17 protein-coding genes and 1 pseudogene are annotated in these 15,663 nt (G+C 72.5%); 6 read left to right on the top strand and 12 right to left on the bottom strand.

Annotated features, from left to right (window positions below):
• Window positions 1–55: 55 nt before the first annotated feature.
• Window positions 56–1,327, top strand: a complete 1,272-nt coding sequence (locus tag HTV45_RS30305; RefSeq protein ID WP_215209109.1) for a streptophobe family protein — start codon at window positions 56–58, stop codon at window positions 1,325–1,327.
• 25 nt (window positions 1,328–1,352) lie between these two features.
• Here the strand turns inward: HTV45_RS30305 and HTV45_RS30300 are convergent, their stop codons facing one another.
• Both HTV45_RS30300 and mgrA read right to left on the bottom strand, forming a co-directional pair.
• Window positions 1,353–1,763 (bottom strand): hypothetical protein, encoded by a 411-nt coding sequence (locus HTV45_RS30300; RefSeq protein ID WP_215209108.1) that lies wholly within the window; start codon window positions 1,761–1,763, stop codon window positions 1,353–1,355.
• 389 nt (window positions 1,764–2,152) lie between these two features.
• A complete protein-coding gene (gene mgrA, locus HTV45_RS30295; RefSeq protein WP_215209107.1) occupies window positions 2,153–3,145 on the bottom strand; it encodes an L-glyceraldehyde 3-phosphate reductase in 993 nt (330 codons plus the stop codon).
• Window positions 3,146–3,271: 126 nt separating this feature from the next.
• On the opposite strand from mgrA, the gene HTV45_RS30290 reads away from it, so the two are divergent.
• Together HTV45_RS30290 and HTV45_RS30285 are read left to right on the top strand one after the other, a co-directional pair.
• Window positions 3,272–4,156, top strand: a complete 885-nt coding sequence (locus HTV45_RS30290; RefSeq protein WP_215209106.1) for a LysR family transcriptional regulator — start codon at window positions 3,272–3,274, stop codon at window positions 4,154–4,156.
• A gap of 27 nt (window positions 4,157–4,183) precedes the next feature.
• Window positions 4,184–4,699, top strand: coding sequence for a DinB family protein (locus HTV45_RS30285; protein ID WP_215209105.1), 516 nt, complete (start codon window positions 4,184–4,186; stop codon window positions 4,697–4,699).
• On the opposite strand, the gene HTV45_RS30280 is transcribed toward HTV45_RS30285, so the two are convergent.
• The 7 genes from HTV45_RS30280 to HTV45_RS30250 all read right to left on the bottom strand — a co-directional run bounded on the left by HTV45_RS30280 (window position 4,681) and on the right by HTV45_RS30250 (window position 12,241).
• On the bottom strand, window positions 4,681–5,760 hold the full coding sequence (locus HTV45_RS30280) for an adenosine deaminase (protein WP_215209104.1): 1,080 nt from the start codon (window positions 5,758–5,760) through the stop codon (window positions 4,681–4,683). The genes HTV45_RS30285 and HTV45_RS30280 overlap by 19 nt on opposite strands.
• An 81-nt stretch (window positions 5,761–5,841) precedes the next feature.
• Window positions 5,842–6,252 (bottom strand): VOC family protein, encoded by a 411-nt coding sequence (locus tag HTV45_RS30275; RefSeq protein ID WP_215209103.1) that lies wholly within the window; start codon window positions 6,250–6,252, stop codon window positions 5,842–5,844.
• A 103-nt stretch (window positions 6,253–6,355) separates the two neighbouring features.
• Window positions 6,356–7,726 carry a PI-PLC domain-containing protein gene (locus tag HTV45_RS30270; RefSeq protein WP_215209166.1) on the bottom strand — a complete coding sequence of 457 codons (1,371 nt, stop codon included), beginning with the start codon at window positions 7,724–7,726 and terminating at the stop codon, window positions 6,356–6,358.
• Window positions 7,727–7,822: 96 nt separating this feature from the next.
• On the bottom strand, window positions 7,823–8,725 hold the full coding sequence (locus tag HTV45_RS30265) for a glycoside hydrolase family 19 protein (RefSeq protein WP_215209102.1): 903 nt from the start codon (window positions 8,723–8,725) through the stop codon (window positions 7,823–7,825).
• A 364-nt stretch (window positions 8,726–9,089) separates the two neighbouring features.
• Window positions 9,090–9,266 (bottom strand): hypothetical protein, encoded by a 177-nt coding sequence (locus HTV45_RS30260; RefSeq protein WP_215209101.1) that lies wholly within the window; start codon window positions 9,264–9,266, stop codon window positions 9,090–9,092.
• A 236-nt stretch (window positions 9,267–9,502) separates the two neighbouring features.
• Window positions 9,503–11,590 (bottom strand): MMPL family transporter, encoded by a 2,088-nt coding sequence (locus tag HTV45_RS30255; protein ID WP_215209100.1) that lies wholly within the window; start codon window positions 11,588–11,590, stop codon window positions 9,503–9,505.
• 141 nt (window positions 11,591–11,731) lie between these two features.
• Window positions 11,732–12,241: a MarR family transcriptional regulator gene (locus HTV45_RS30250; RefSeq protein ID WP_308309786.1), complete on the bottom strand. Its 510-nt coding sequence runs from the start codon at window positions 12,239–12,241 to the stop codon at window positions 11,732–11,734.
• 170 nt (window positions 12,242–12,411) lie between these two features.
• Here HTV45_RS30250 and HTV45_RS30245 point away from each other — a divergent pair, with 170 nt between their 5' ends.
• Together HTV45_RS30245 and HTV45_RS30240 are read left to right on the top strand one after the other, a co-directional pair.
• Window positions 12,412–12,852: an SPW repeat protein gene (locus HTV45_RS30245; protein WP_215209099.1), complete on the top strand. Its 441-nt coding sequence runs from the start codon at window positions 12,412–12,414 to the stop codon at window positions 12,850–12,852.
• 133 nt (window positions 12,853–12,985) lie between these two features.
• Entirely contained in the window at window positions 12,986–13,249 is a 264-nt protein-coding gene (locus tag HTV45_RS30240; RefSeq protein ID WP_215209098.1) for a GlsB/YeaQ/YmgE family stress response membrane protein, read from the top strand.
• 18 nt (window positions 13,250–13,267) lie between these two features.
• On the opposite strand, the pseudogene HTV45_RS34590 reads toward HTV45_RS30240, so the two are convergent.
• A pseudogene (locus HTV45_RS34590) lies at window positions 13,268–13,399 on the bottom strand (epimerase); the annotation flags it as partial.
• 37 nt (window positions 13,400–13,436) lie between these two features.
• A complete protein-coding gene (locus HTV45_RS30235; protein ID WP_215209097.1) occupies window positions 13,437–14,222 on the bottom strand; it encodes a GNAT family N-acetyltransferase in 786 nt (261 codons plus the stop codon).
• A 93-nt stretch (window positions 14,223–14,315) separates the two neighbouring features.
• Between HTV45_RS30235 and HTV45_RS30230 the strand changes: the two genes are divergently transcribed.
• Window positions 14,316–14,801 (top strand): nucleoside deaminase, encoded by a 486-nt coding sequence (locus HTV45_RS30230; RefSeq protein ID WP_215209164.1) that lies wholly within the window; start codon window positions 14,316–14,318, stop codon window positions 14,799–14,801.
• A 182-nt stretch (window positions 14,802–14,983) separates the two neighbouring features.
• Here the strand turns inward: HTV45_RS30230 and HTV45_RS30225 are convergent, their stop codons facing one another.
• Window positions 14,984–15,631, bottom strand: coding sequence for a chaplin (locus HTV45_RS30225; protein ID WP_215209096.1), 648 nt, complete (start codon window positions 15,629–15,631; stop codon window positions 14,984–14,986).
• Window positions 15,632–15,663 lie beyond the last annotated feature (32 nt).

Below are 15,663 nucleotides of genomic sequence, written 5' to 3'. Positions count from 1 at the left end.
ACGCGGACGGACCTCCCGGCAGGCGACGCCGACCGGTGCTGCTTAGCGTGCACACGTGAGCGCACCCACCTCCTCCGGCCCCGCGGTCTCCCGCCACGGCTGGGCGCAGGCCCTTGTCACGGTCCTCGGCGCGCTTGCCGCGATGGGCGTGGTGGCCGCGCTCGGGCTGTGGGCGTCCGGCGCCACGGACCTCCCGGGAGACGCCTTTCCCCAGGTGGTCGCGGCCGCCGTGGTGACGGCCGTCGGCGGCACGGTGGAACTGTCCGGGGACGCCGGCGGACTGGCCGGCACCGAGGGCGGCCTGGCGGTCATTCCGCTGTCCGTCACCCTCACCGGGGCGCTGGTCATCGGCTGGGGGTTTCTGCGTCCGCAGCGTCGCCGGGCGCTTGCCGGCGCGCCCGAGCTGGGCTGGTGGGCGGCGAGGATCGCCGTGCTGTGGCTGCTCGCGCTGCTCGGCCTGGCGCTTGCCGCCCGGCACACCTTCGCGATCTCCCTCGGCGACGGCCCGCTCGGTGACCTCGGCGACCTGTTCGGTTTCCGCCCGGTGGTCGGGTTCTCCGCCGATGTGCTGCCGACCGTCCTCATCGGCCTGGTCTGGCTGGCGGGGGTGCTGCTGGTGGCGCTGATGGTGTCCCGTGGCGCGCCGCTGCCGGGCGGACTGCCGCGCGCGCACGCCTCGGTACGACCCGCGGCGCTCGCGATGGTGCGGCTGCTGCTCGCCTCCGTCGTCATCGCTCTCGTCGTCGCGCTGGTCGTCGCCGCCACCCGGGGCCACCCGGTCGAGACGTTCGCGGTGACGCTGCTGGGTCTGCCCAATGTGGCCTGGCTCGCGTTGACCGTCGGGCTCGGTGCCACCTGGGACGGCCGGGTGGAGGGGCCGTTCGGGCTGCCCGTGCCGCAGGTGCTCGACGAGGTACTGCGCACTCCGGATGTCTCGGAGCTGAACCTGGGGGCGCTCGTGGACCACGACGGGGGCAGGTGGTGGTGGCTGCCGGTGGTGGACGCGGTGCTGCTGCTGACCGTCGCCTTCGTGATGGCGGCCGCGTCACCGCCGCGCGTCCGGATCTGGCAGCACGCGGTGCGCCTGGCGGTGGCGCTCGCGCTGACGGTGCTGATGATCTGTGCCACGGTCCGGATCTCCGCACGGATCGGTCTGTCCGTGCTCGGCATCGGCGACCTGGGCGAGGGGCTGTCCGGAGAGGTGCTGCTGAAGCCCCGGCTGTGGGGAACCCTGGGCCTCGCGTTGCTGTGGGGGCTGGCGGCCGGCTTCGCGGGAGCTTGCGCGGCAGCCGTCGTACGCCGGCGGCGCGGCGGAACGGACCGCTGATCCGTTCACCGGGGTCCGCATCCGCTCAGGCGACCGGGACACCGAGGACACGCGCGGCGCGCTGCATGCGCAGGGCGTCCACGGATTCGGCCAGCAGTTCGTACTCGGTGGTGTCGTCGCCGGTGGCGAGGCGCACCAGGCGTCCGGCGGCGAGCGCCTCGGCCACCTCTTCCTGCCGGGCGTCATCGCCGCACCAGGTGCGCAGCACGGCGGGTACATCGGGCACGCCGTCGGCGACGGGGACGAGCGCGCCCGGCGGTAAGTGCTCGGCGTCGGGCTGCGGGTCCAGCCGCTCGGCGATCCAGGAGGCGCGGTCACGCAGCCACCACAGGGCCAGGGCGAGCGTGGGAGCCCGGTAGGTGCCCAGCGGTACGCCGATCCGGCGGCCGTCGCAGACTCCGTACGCCGTGACGTGGCACAGGAATTCGTCGTGCACGTTCCCGTTCCCTCCCCCGCTGCGTTGCTCGCCCGCCGGGCCGGGCCGGCTGCCCGCCTCGTGGCTCGCATGCTGTGCGTGAGGGCGCCGTCGCGCGGTGTGAAGCGCTCTCGTTGTCGAGTATGTTCACCTGTGAACCACTGTCACCATGTGTTTCCGGCCAGTCTCCTGGCATATTCACGGTGATGTCTGGCCGAAACGGTTCGCCGGGTGGCCCCCCGAGCGTGTGACCACGCAGGGGAGCCGGTGGACGAGGCGGGCGGTCCGGCTCCCGCGGCGGGGGCGGAGGTGATCGTCCTGGACACCGTGGGCCGGAGCCGGGCCGGGTACGGCCGCGGGGAAGGGCCGGGTGCACGCGAGCGCGTGACCCCGGCCCGCCGGGGTCTGTCCTACGCCTTCACGACCGCGTCGACGCGCTTCAGCTCGTCCTCGGTGAAGTCGAGGTTGCGGGTGGCGGCCACGCTGTCCTCGAGCTGCTCCGGGCTGCTCGCGCCGACCAGCGCGGAGGTCAGCCGGCCGCCGCGCAGGACCCAGGACAGCGCCATCTGCGCCAGGGTCTGGCCGCGGGAGGCGGCGATCTCGTTCAGCGACCGCAGCCGGTCCACCAGCTCCCCGGTGAGCGCGTCGGTGTTCAGGAAGGGGCTGTCGCTCGCGGCGCGGGAGTCCTCGGGGATGCCGTCGAGGTAACGGGCGGTGAGCAGCCCCTGCTCCAGCGGGGAGTAGGCGATGGAGCCGACCTGGAGCTCGTCCAGGGCGTCCATCAGCCCCTCGTCCTCCGGGCGGCGGTCGAGCATCGAGTAGCGCGGCTGGTTGATCAGCAGCGGGGTGCCCAGTTCACCGAGGATGCGGGCGGCCTCCCGGGTCTGCTCGGCCGAGTAGTTGGACACGCCGACGTACAGCGCCTTGCCCTGCTGGACGGCCGAGTGCAGGGCGCCCATCGTCTCCTCCAGCGGAGTCTCAGGGTCGAAACGGTGCGAGTAGAAGATGTCGACGTACTCCAGACCCATGCGGCTCAGGCTCTGGTCCAGCGAGGACAGCAGGTACTTGCGCGAGCCCCACTCGCCGTACGGGCCGGGCCACATCAGGTAACCGGCCTTGGTGGAGATCACCAGTTCGTCGCGGTAGGGCGCGAAGTCGGCCCTCAGCGCCTCGCCGAGGGCGGACTCGGCCGCGCCGGGCGGCGGCCCGTAGTTGTTGGCCAGGTCGAAGTGGGTGACGCCCAGGTCGAAGGCGCGGCGCAGGATGGCGCGCTGGGTCCCGGCCGGACGGTCGGGACCGAAGTTGTGCCACAGTCCGAGCGAGAGCGCGGGGAGCTTCAGGCCACTGCGTCCGGCGCGCCGGTAGGGCAGGTCCGCATAGCGGTCGGGGTGTGCGGTGTACAACGCGACTCCAGGGGGGTAGGCACACGTCTCGGCGGTTCCTCGAACCGCCCTTCCACTCTGTCGTGACCTGCGGGCAGTGGTCCAACAGGAGAATCCGATGGAATTCAGCGGATACGCTTCTCAATCATGGAACTGCGCCATCTCCAGCACTTCGTCGCCGTCGCCGAGGACCAGCACTTCACCCGCGCGGCGGAACGGCTGATGGTCTCCCAGTCGGGCCTGTCGGCGTCCATCCGGGCGCTGGAGCGCGAGCTGCAGACACCACTGTTCGTCCGGACGACCCGCAGGGTGACGCTCACCGAGGCCGGGCGGGCGCTGCTGACGGAGGCGGAGCGCGTCCTGGCGCAGGTGCGGGCGGCGCACGAGGCGGTGGCGGCGGTGCAGGGTGTGCTGCGCGGCACCCTCGCGCTGGGCAGCGAGCAGTGCATCGCCGGGGTGAACGTGGCGGAACTGCTCGCCATGTTCCGGCGGCGGCACCCGGACGTGGAGATCCGCCTGCGGCAGTGGGGCTCGGCCGCGCTGGCCGAGGAGGTCGCGGCGGGGCGGCTGGACCTGGCCTTCGCCTACCGGACGGAGGCGGACCCGGAGCAGTTGCGGTCCGTGGCGCTGACCAGCGAACCGATGACCGTGCTGTGCCATCCGGACCACCGGCTCGCGCGCGCCGGGATGCCGCTGACCCCGCACGACCTGGCCGACGAGGTCTTCGTCGACTTCCACCCCGACTGGGGTCCGCGCCGTGCCACCGACGCCGCCTTCGCCGCCGCCGGCGTACGGCGCACGGTGGCGCTGGAGGTCAACGATGTGCACAGTCTGCTCGACCTGGTCGACGAGGACCTGGGCATCGCCGTCGTGCCGCGGCACTTCCGGCACAAGCGCGAGGCCCTCACCGCGCTCGCGCTGAAGGACACCGACGAGGCCGCGTACGAGACGGTCGCCCTGGTGCCGTCCCCGCGGGCGGCCAGCCCGGCGGCGCGGGCGCTGATGGCTTTGCTGGACAACGGGGGCGCGTGAAGGGCCCGGATGCGCGAAGGTGGAGGCATGCATGCCAAGGACATCCTCATCGAGGGCTTCGGCCGCATCCGGGAAGAGGTCCACGCCGCCGTCGGAGGGCTGGGTCCCGACGAGCTGAACGCCCGGCCCGGCCCCGGCGCCAACTCCGTCTCCTGGCTGGTCTGGCACCTCACCCGGGTGCAGGACGACCACATCGCCGACGCCTTCGGCCTCGACCAGGTGTGGCTCTCCGGTGACTGGGAGAAGCGCCTGGCCCTCGGCCTGTCCCGGCACGACACCGGCTACGGTCACACCGCGGCGCAGGCCGGCAGGGTCCGGGTCGACTCCGGTGACCTGCTGACCGGCTATCACGACGCGGTGCACGAGCGGACCCTGGAGGCCCTGCGCGCGCTGACCGCCAAGGAGCTGGAGCGTGTCGTCGACGAGGGCTGGGATCCTCCGGTGACGCTGGGCGTACGGCTGGTCAGCGTCCTGTCCGACGATCTGCAGCACGTCGGACAGGCCGCGTACGTGCGGGGGCTGGTTCAGAGCGCCGCGTCGTAGCCGGGCAGGATCACGTCCCGGATGAGGGCGGCGCGCTCGTCGAACGGGAGGAAGGCGCTCTTCACCGCGTTCACGGTGACGGTGCGCAGGTCCTCCGCCGTCCAGCCGGCCTGCTCGACCAGCAGGGACATCTCCCGCGTCATGGACGTGCCCGAGACGAGACGGTTGTCGGTGTTGAGGGTGACGCGGAAGCCGAGGTCCTTCAGCGCGGTGATCGGGTGCTCGGCGATCGAGCCGGCGGCGCCGGTCTGGAGGTTGGAGGTGGGGCACATCTCCAGGGCGATGCGGCGGTCGCGCACCCAGCCGGCGAGCCGGCCGAGCTTGCCGGCCGCGAGGTCCGGGATGTCCTCGGTGAGTCGCACGCCGTGTCCGATGCGCTGGGCGCCGCAGACCTGGAGGGCCTGGTGGATGCTGGGCAGTCCGTGTGCCTCGCCGGCGTGGATGGTGAACGGCACGTTCTCGCGGCGCAGGTGCTCGAAGGCGGCGAGGTGGTCGGCGGGCGGGAAGCCGTCCTCGGCGCCGGCGATGTCGAAGCCGACGACCCCGGCGTCCCGGAACGCGACGGCCAGGTCGGCTGCCTCGCGGACGCGGTCGAACATCCGCATGCCGCAGAGCAGGGTGCCCACCCGTACGGGCGTCCCGGCGGCGGCCGCCTTGGCCATACCGGCGGCGAGCCCTTCCTGGACCGTCTCCACGACCTCGCTCATCGTCAGACCGCCCCTGGTGTTCAGCTCGGGGGCGTAGCGCACCTCGCCGTAGACGACGCCGTCGGCGGCGAGGTCGAGGACGTACTCCTCGGCCGTGCGCAGCAGGCCCTCGCGGGTCTGCATCACGGCGAGGGTGTGCTCGAACGTGGCTATGTAGCGGACCAGGTCGCCGGACCCGGCGGCTTCGACGAACCAGGCGGCGAGCTCGTCGGGGTCGGTGGTGGGCAGGGTGTGACCGACCGCGTCCGCGAGCTCCACCACGGTGGCGGGGCGCAGCCCGCCGTCGAGGTGGTCGTGCAGGACGGCCTTGGGGAGGTGGCGGATCACAGCGGTGTCTACGCGCGTAGCGTTCATGGCGGGGCCTTCCTTGAGCGGGCGGTTCGAAGCGGCGGAGAGATCAGGCGGCACAGCCGGGGCCGGGCGGCGCGAGTGGGGTCAGGCTGCCGGAGCGGGCCGGGCGGCGGGCTGGAGCAGGTCCCAGCGATTGCCGTACAGGTCCCGGAAGACGGCGACCGAGCCGTACGGCTCACGGCGCGGCTCCTCCAGGAAGGTCACGCCGGCGGCGGTCAGGCGCGCGTGGTCACGGGCGAAGTCGTCCGTGTACAGGAAGAAGGCCACCCGGCCGCCGGTCTGGTCACCGATCCTGGCCCGCTGCCCCTCCCCCACGGCGCGGGCGAGCAGCAGTCCCGTACCGGTGTGCCCGGCGTCCGGTTCGACGACGACCCAGCGGCCGCCGTCCGGCCGGGGCGCGTCCTCGGCGAGCCGGAATCCGAGCGCCCCGGTGTAGAAGCGGATCGCCTCGTCATAGTCGTCCACGACGAGGGTGACCAGGGGAATGCGTCTCATCGTGACCTCTCGCAGGGGGATTGACCGGAGAGGTTATACGTAAAACCACCGCGGACGCCAATCCCGTTCCGGGGCCTTTCCCCGGAACGGGCCGGACGAGCGGCTAGGGATACGTGTAGGTGTTGAGAGCGGTGACGGCGGACGCGGAGGCACCGAGGTCGTAGTGGTCCACGGCGAGATAGTTGGGCTTCTTGCGGGCGGCAGGCTGGCAGAAGCGGCGGGCCCGGTCGGCGAGCTTGGAGTTGTCGGTCCCGGCCGTGGAGGTGATCGCCGCGTCCCTGAAGTGGTTCATGACGAACAGGGGGCGGAAGCCGGGCTCGGTGCGGGTCAGCGGGAGGTTGGTGCCCGCGTCGTACCAGCGGCTGTAGCAGGACCAGTCGGAGGCGCCGACGCCGGGACCCATGGACCAGTAGTTCTCGACGGTCCATTCACGCTGGTACATCACGCCGAAGGTGTCCCTGGTCAGGCCGGCGGCCCGGTCGGCGTCCCGGCTGTGGTCACTGAAGATCAGCAGCCGGTGTCCGGCGGCGGCGAGCTCCCCCGTCGTCGGCCAGCCGTTCTCCCTGACCCCGGTGCGATCCGGCCGGTAGAGCACATCGTCCAGCCCCTGGACGCGGGCGAGTTCGGCGCGCAGCACCCCCGGATCGACGTAGTCCTCCAGGAACACGGTGACGAACTGGTCGGGACGGGCGCGCAGGAAGTCGACCATCCGCTGGAGGTCGACCCACAGGGCGACCGGTCTGCGCACCAGGGCGCAGCTGTTGTGGCAGAGGATCGCACCGTCCGGGGTCTGGTGGATGTCCAGCATGAACCCACGGACACCGTCGGCGAGTTGACGCTCGATGCCCCGGCTCTGGTTGGGGAAGAGGTCGACGAAGGGCGGGGCGAAGCCACCGTCCACTCCGTTGGCGTAGGCGTTGTGGGCGGTGAGGAAGGTGACCTGGTCCAGGGTGCGCAGGTGCTGCGGCGGCATGGGACGGGTGGCCGGGTCGACCGGGGTGAGGTACCAGCCCGCCAGGCCGTCGGAGCCGGCTCCGACGGCCAGCGGGGCGGGGTGGTTGGCCCCGGAGGGTTTCGGGGCGACGGTGAGGCGGCGGTCGGTGCCGGGGACGGTGAGCGTGAACCGGTCCGCGCCGACGGGGGCGAGCTCCCAGCGCGCCTCCGGGCTCGCGCAGCTCACGGTGCGGGCCCGGTCGCCGGTGCGGCCGAGGCAGGCGCCGGGGCTGTCGGTGCTCTCCAGGGTGCCGTCGGCGTGCAACTGCCACCGCTGGCGGCCCTCGTCGCCGCGCGGCCGGTGCTGTTCGACCGCCCCCGCGGCGTCGGCGGCGTTGAGTCCGGTCGTCGCGCTCTGGACGTAGTAGGCGCCGGGCGGCACAAGGGCGTCGGCGGCCGAGACGGGCGCCGGTGCCACGACCGTCGCGGCCAGCGCGGCGGCCGAGACGGTCGTGGCGAGGAGGGCGTGGGGGGTGCGCATGATGGATGCCCTTCGTCCGGGCACGGCCGTGCGCGCGAGGCGGGCGACGACCGTGCGGATGGTCAGGGGCATGACACCACGGCGTACGGTCCCGCGTCAGCAGTACAGGTTGCCGCCCGGAGTGGTTCCCAGCATCTGGGCGAACTGCTGATACTTGGTCACCCTGCTCTGGACCTGCTCCGGGTTCTTGCCGTCGCATTCCACCCAGCCGTTGATGGCACGGATGGTGTGGCCGAATCCCGCCTGGTTCACCATGGCGTTGTGCGCCGTCATCGAGCCGGGGCCGGTCTGGGTGTTCCAGTACCAGAGGGCCGTCTTCCAGGCCACGGCGGAGTCGTTCTGCACCAGCCAGGGGTTGTTCAGCAGGTCGATGCCGAGCGCATCGCCCGCGGCCTTGTAGTTGTAGTTCCAGCTCAGCTGCACGGGTCCGCGTCCGTAGTACGCGGCCTGGCCGGCCGGGCAGCCGAACGGCCGTCCGTAGTCGCAGTAGTGCGGGTAGTTGGCGGTGTTCTGCTCCACGATGTGCACCAGGCCGCCGGTCTCGTGGTGGACGTTGGCCAGGAAGGCGGCGGCCTCCTGCTTCCGCACCGCGTCACTGCCGGTGTTGGTGAAGCCGGGGTAGGCGCTCAGCGCGGCGATGAGCCCGCCGTAGCTGTAGAAGCCGTTGCGGTTCGGGAACATCTGGTTGAACTGCGCCTCGGTCACGACGAAGTTGCCGACGGGCGTCCCAGGGCCGTTGTCACAGGCGTACGGTTCCCAGTACCAGGTACTGATGACGGGGTCGTACCCCGGGTTGGCGTGCTCGGCGATGTAGGCCCGGCCGTCGGTGTAGCGCACGATGTCACCGGCGTTGTACCACTGACCGGCCCTCCAGTTCGGATAGCTGGAACAGGCGGCGGAGGCGGCGGTCGCGGTCGCGGTCGCGGCGGGAAGGATCACGGGGGCACTGCCGGCGAGGACCAGGGCGGCCGTCACGGCGGCGATGCGGCGTCTCGACAAGGGATCAACTCCTCTGCGGGACACGGCCGCTCCCGGGCGGGAACTCGCCTTGAGCGGGGTCTCGCCCGCACGCGCCGAAGGGGCCGGTCACGGTGGGGGGCGGCCGTGGTGGGGGTGTGGAGCACACTCAACCGCGTTGGTCTGTACCAGTCAAGGGTTTAGACCAATCGTCATGCCTGTGCCCGGTGACTCCCTGGGAGTCACCGGGCACAGGAGCGTGCGGCAGCACGGTCCGTCGTCCTCCGGCGGGGCCACCACGGGGTCCGTCGTCCCCCGGCGGGGCCATGGATCAGTCGCCCTCCGGCGGGACCGCTGTATCAGTCGCCGCCCGGCGGGACCGTCGTCCCCCGGCGGGACCACTGCATCAGTCGTCCCCCGACGGGACCACGACGAGAAACGCGTCCGACTCCAGATCCATGACGACGGTCGCGGGCTCGCCCCCGGCACGGCGCCGGGCCGCGTACTCCTCGGCGGGCCAGGATCCGCGCGGGGACCCCGCGGGGAATCGCTCCAGCACCTTGGCTCCCGTCACGGTGTTCATGTCGGTGGGCACCTCCTGCCGGCCCGCGGCCCGCAGCGCCGCGCTCTGCCGTTCGTCCGTTCGCCGTCCGTGTGCGCCGTCCGTCCGTGCCTGGCCGTCCGCCCTTCATGGATCCGCCGGCCGCGTCCGTCGTCGTGTGGTGCGGCTGCCCCGGATCGCGCCGGACATGTCCGGCGCGATCCGNCCCCCCCCCCCCCCCCCCGGCACGGGGTCCCGCGCCCGTGGCCGCGGGACCGTCAGTCGCGCGCCTCGGCACGCTCCTTCGAGAGCCGGCCCGGCCACCAGGCGACCGGACCGAGGTCCAGGGCGAGGGCGGGCACCAGCAGGGAGCGGACGACCAGCGTGTCGAGGAGGACACCGAAGGCGACAATGAAGGCGACCTGCGCCAGGAAGGCCAGCGGGATCACCCCGAGCGCCGCGAAGGTCGCGGCCAGCACCACGCCGGCCGAGGTGATCACCCCGCCGGTGCTGACCAGCCCGCGCAGCACGCCCTGCCGGGCTCCGTGACGCAGTGACTCCTCCCGCACCCGGGACATGAGGAAGATGTTGTAGTCGACGCCGAGCGCCACCAGGAACACGAAGCCGTACAGCGGCACCGAGGGGTCGGTACCGGTGAATCCGAACACATGCGGGAAGACCAGCGCGGAAACACCCAGTGTGGCGAGGAAGTTGACCCCGACGGTGGCGACGAGCAGCGCGGGCATCAGCAGCGAGCGCAGCAGCACGGTCAGCACGAGGAAGATGACGACGAGGACCACGGGGACGATGAGTCCGCGGTCGCGTTCCGCCGTCCGCAGGGTGTCGTACTGCTGGGCCGTGTAGCCGCCGACCAGGGCGTCCGCGCCGGGAACGGCGTGCAGGGAGGTCCGCAGCCGGGCCACGGTGTCCTTCGCGGCGTCGCTGTCGGAGGCGGCGTCGAGGGTGACGTCGACGCGGACGCGCCCGTCGACCACGAGAGGTTCGCCGCCGGGACGCCCGGAGGCCGTCGTGCCGGCCGCCGAGGCGACACCCTCGGTGTCCTCGGCGGCGGCCACCACCTGCTCCAGCCGGCCGGCGTCGGCGATGACCACGGTGGGGTTGCCGGAGCCACCGGGGAAGTGCTCGGACAGGGTGCGCTGGGCGGCCACCGAGGGCGCGTCGTTGACGAAGGTCTCGTCGAGCGGAACGCCCTTGGAGGTGAGGGCCGGTGAGAAGGCGGCGCACACGACGAGCCCCGCCAGGGTGAACGCCCACACCTTGCGCGGGGAGCGGCCGACGAGGGAGGCGACCCGCTGCCACACGCCGTCACCGGCGCGCCGTTCCTCGGCACTGTGCGGCTTCGCGGGCCAGTACGCGGCGCGGCCGAGCAGGACCAGCACCGCGGGCAGGAAGGTCAGGGTGCTGAGCACGGAACAGGCGATACCGATCGAGCCGACCGGTCCGAGCGCGGCTGTGTTGGTGAGGTCGCTGAGCAGCAGGGCGAGCAGCCCCAGTACGACGGTGGCGGCACTGGCCGCGACGGCGCCCCAGGTCCGCTTCAGCGCGGACCGCATGGCGGTGAAGCGGTCGTCCCGGGCCAGCTCCTCCCGGAAGCGGGCGGTGAGCAGCAGGGCGTAGTCGGTGGCGGCGCCGATGACGAGAATGGACAGGATGCCCTGGACCTGGCCGTCGACCCGCACGATGTCGTTCTTCGCGAGGGCGTACACCACCGCGCAGGCCAGGGCGAGCGCCATGACCGCGGAGGTGATGATCACCAGGGGCAGCAGAACGCTCCGGTACACCAGGATCAGGATCACCAGGACGGCAACCAGCGCGACGCCGAGCAGCAGGCCGTCGATCCCGGCGAAGGCATCGGAGAGGTCCGCCTGGGTCGCGGCGGGGCCGGCCACCTGGACCGTGGTGCCCGGTACCTGCCCGGCCGCCGCGCGGATGCGGTCGAGCGCCTCGGCGAGTTCGTCCCCGTCGGCGGGTTCCAGCTGGACGACGCCTTCGAGCGCCTCACCGTCCTCGGAGAGGATCGCCGGGGATGCCTTTCCGGCGATGCCCGGGGTGCCGGCGAGGGAGGCGAGCGAGCGCGTGGCCTCGCCCTGCCGCTCCTTCACCGGCTCGCCCTCGTCGGCGGTCCACAGCACGATCGCCGGCAGCGTCTCGTCCTGGTCGAAGGCCTTCTGCTCTTCGATGACCTCCGTCGACTCGGCGCCGCGCGGCAGGAAGCCGGCCTGGTCGTTGGTGGCGACCTCGCCGAGCCTGCCGGCGTAGGAGCCGAACGCCCCGCCGATGCCGAGCCACACGACGAGCAGCAAAACGGGGACGAGCCGGCGGGCCCATCGGGACGAGGCGTTCATCGCTCTCCAGGTGCGGCGAAACCATCTGAATGAATGACTATCTCAATGATTGAAATAGATTGCGGTGGTGATCGTAGACCACACAGGGACCGCACCGGCGAACGGCACGGGCGGGTCGGTCACGGCGGACGGGACGGACGGTCAGGGCCGTCCGGAGGTACCGCGGAGCGCTAGTTCCTCGTTCAGCGCAGTCAGAAACCTCAGGGCGGCGTCGAGTTCCGCACCCTCGAAGCGAGCGAGGGCGGAACCGGCGGCCTGCGCGAGCGGGCGGAAGTAGGTCCGGGCCGCCGCCCTGGCGTCGGCCGCGTAGTGCAGGTGGACGACCCTGCGGTCGCTGCTCTCGCGGACCCGGACGACATGCCCCGCGCGCTCCAGCCGGTCCACGCACGCCGTCACCGCCCCCGAGGTGAGCCCGAGGTGTTCCCTGAGCCGGCCGGGGGTCATCGGCTCGTCCGCGTCCAGGATCGCCGCGAGCGCCTGGACGTCGGTGACATGCAGTCCGTCGCGGAGTGCGAAGCCGTGGACCATGCGGTTGATCTCGCCGTTCATCCTCCGCAGCTGCACCGCGAAGGCATGAAGGTCGGCCGCCGCCGGCGCAGGGGAACCGCCGTCTCGCGCCGTCTGCCGCTCCGCGTCGTCTGCTGTGGCCACAGGGTCACCCTATAGAAGGCCCCGGGAGCCGCCGCCGTCCCTGAAGCACTCCCCGCCAGGGTCTACACATAAGGGAAAAATAAGTCCAGAATGGGATAGCGCGGCCCTATGCCGCACACAGCACGAAACAGCTCGAAGCGGTCACGCCTGCCAATCGAAGGAGACGACTCATGGCCAACGTCTCGCACCCGCGCGGTGACATCGCGAGCCACCCCGATGCGCCCGAAATGCGGGCACGCTACGACCGTATGCTCGGCGGCCGCGATGTGGCCCTGGTGGACGGTCCGGTGTTCCTGCTCGGCCTCTACTGCGCGGTGTCCCCGTGGATCGTCCACTACACGACGAGCCAGCCCGCGCTCGTGACCCACAACCTCATCGTGGGCATCGCGATCGGCCTGCTCGCCCTGGGGTTCACCGCCGCTCCGGCACGCATGTACGGCCTCAGCGGGGCCATGTGCGCCCTGGGCGCGTGGATGATCGTCGCGCCGTGGATCGTCGGCACCAACCCCGACGCCGGCGTGATCTGGAACAACGTCATCATCGGCGCTCTCACCGTCATGCTGGGCACGGTCTGCGCCGCCACGGCGGTCAGGAGCGCGCCCAAGTCGTAGCGCCGGCGGCGGAAGGAGAGCCGGGAGCCGGTCCGCGTCAGCCGCGGACCGGCCCTTTCCCGTCCGTCCCGGAGTGTTCGCGCGGCGAGGGGGCAGACGCACTGCAGCGGACGACTCGAGGAGAAGGGGCGAGATGGAGATCGACGGCATCATCAGTGCCATCGTCATCGGCATTGTCATCGGCATTCTGGGCCGGCTCGTGGTTCCGGGCCGGCAGCGCATCGGGATTCTCTGGACGATCCTCGTCGGCATCGTCGCCGCGCTCATCGGTTCGGCCATCGCCGCGGGCTTCGGGGTGGCCGACACCGACGGCGTCGACTGGGCGGAGTGGCTGATCCAGATCGGTCTCGCCGCGGTCGGGGTGGCCGCGCTCGACCGGTCGAAGGCCGGCCGCTGACGAGCCCGGCGGCACCTGTCACAGACGGGACAGCCACTGCTCGTACCAGGTGACCGTCGCGTCCACGGTCTCTTCGAGCGGCGTCGGCGCCAGGCCGAAGGCCCGCTCGAAGGCCGTGGAGTCCAGGATCTGCGGCTCGGTGTTCCGGTGGACATCTCGGGGCGAGCGGGGGCGGGCGGGCCGGCCGTCACCGCTGTCGCGGCACGTACACGTACGGGGTCGTCGTGGTCAGGGCGGTGAAGCCGAGACGACTCAGGATCGGGCGGCTCTGATCGGAGGCGTCCACCTGGAGGTAGCGGTAGCCGCGGTCCGCGGCGATCCGGGCCCGGTGTGCCACGAGCGCCCGGTAGATACCCCGCCCCCGCCACTCCCGCACGGTGCCACCGCCCCACAGCCCGGCGAACCGCGCCCCTGGAGTCAGCTCCATACGGGCCGCGCTCACCGGTTCGGCGCCGGCCAGGGCGACGGCGGCGACGACCGTGCCGGGAGAAGCGGTCAGCTGGTCGAGCAGGTGCCGGCGGAACCGGGACGCGTCGGCGCCGAACGCCTTCTCGTGCACCTCGGCCAGCAAGTCCGCTCCCGCCCGGCCGGTGACGGGCACGATGCGGACACCCTCGGGGGGCCTCACGTCGCGCGCGAGCCCGGCCACCTCGCCGACCATCAGCGTCTCGTCCGGCTCGGCCGTGAACCCGGCCGCGACGAGCCGCCGGCCGAGATCCGCGGGCAGGTCATGTCCGTACCGCTTCCATTCGAACTCGCGGTCGCGCCCGGTGAAGTGCGCGATCTGCTCCGCGATCGCCGCGTCCGCGTCCGCGTGCTCCAGGGCGGACCAGACGACACCGTTCCAGCCGTGCGCGGGAGCGGTCTGGCGTACCACGGCGCCGGCCCGTTCGACCACGGCCCCGGGGCCGTCGGGCCGCGCCCCTTCGCGCATGTCACGGTCGTACAGGGCGAGTACCGCGGAGTTGTCCATGCGGGCGACCTCAGCACGGGCCCTGCCCGGGAGCAACCGAATTAGGGTGGCGGTGGATCAGGCCGTCGCGCAGAGGAGGAAACTGTGGCCGGGATGGTCGTGAGGGACGACGAACTGCCGTATCTGCGGCGGTGTGTGGAGCTGGCGGCCAAGGCGCTCGAGTCGGGTGACGAGCCGTTCGGCTCGGTCCTGGTCGCCGGGGACGGCACGGTGCTGGCCGAGGACCACAACCGCGTGGCGACCGGCGACCGGACCCGGCACCCGGAGTTCGAGCTGGCACGCTGGGCGGCGGCCCGTATGACCCCCGCCGATCGGGCCGCCGCCACGGTGTACACCTCCGGTGAACACTGCCCGATGTGCGCAGCCGCGCACGCCTGGGTGGGTCTCGGACGCATCGTGTACGTCGCCTCGTCCGCGCAGCTGGTGTCCTGGCTGACGGAGCTGGGGGTGCCCGCCTCGCCGGTGCGGCCGCTGCCCGTGCCCGAGATCGCCCCGGCCGTGGCCGTCGCCGGGCCCGTGCCCGCGCTGACCGAGGAGGTCAGGGAACTGCACCGGCGCTTCCACGGCGCCGCCGGCTGACCCCGCGGGTTCCGTCCCACGGTGACGTCCGCCGCCGGGCCCGGCACCGCGCGACGCACTCGGCCACGGATAGCGGGCAAGCTCCGGCCGGCGCGGGGCGCGCGGCGATCCTCAGCGGCCGGGGGCGGCCCGCGGAGCCGCGACGGCGGGATCCCGCGCGCCTCGGCGTCTCCCCGGGCAGGTCAGCCGCCCGCCCGCACACGGGCCCTGCGGTACAGAGCCACGCCGGCGAGGAAGAACGCGGCCCCGGTCCCGAGCACCGGAAGCGTCCGGCCGGCTCCCGTCTCGGCGAGAGCCACGGGCTCCTGCGGCACCGCGTGGGGTGCCGGGGCGGGGAGGGTGCGCGGCGGCGCCGGAGGTGCGGGTCGCTCCTGGCGGTCGGGGCGCTCGCCCGGGGTGTTCGCGGAGCTGTTGCCGGCGGCGGCGTTCCCCGCGCCGGCCACGTTCACGCTGTTGCCGCTGATGTTGACCGGGAGATCCACCGGCAGCTGCACCCCGTTGCCGGACAGGACGCCCGGGGAGCCGTGCGTGCCGCTCCCGGCGGCGGACGTGGTGGAGGAGCCCGGGGAGGAGGGGTTCCGCTCCCCCGCGTCCTCGTTGACACAGGCGTTGCCCGCGGCGGGGTTGAGGAGACCCGCCACGTTCACCGTGTTCCCGCACACGTTCACCGGGACATGCACCGGGAGCTGGATGGCGTTGCCCGCCGACACCCCGGGTGAACCGGCCGCGGCGCCGTCCGCCCCGGCGTCGGCGTACGCCGGCATCGCGACGGCCATCGCGCCCGACGCGGCGGCGACGGCGAGTACACCGTTTCGGGTAACCCGTCTCATAGGTTCCCTGCCCTTCAGACATGGTCGCGAGC

Source organism: Streptomyces sp. CHD11 (genome assembly GCF_018638295.1).
Lineage (GTDB): Bacteria > Actinomycetota > Actinomycetes > Streptomycetales > Streptomycetaceae > Streptomyces.
Note: the sequence above shows the minus strand (reverse complement) of the source record. Positions and strands in the feature narration are given on the sequence as shown.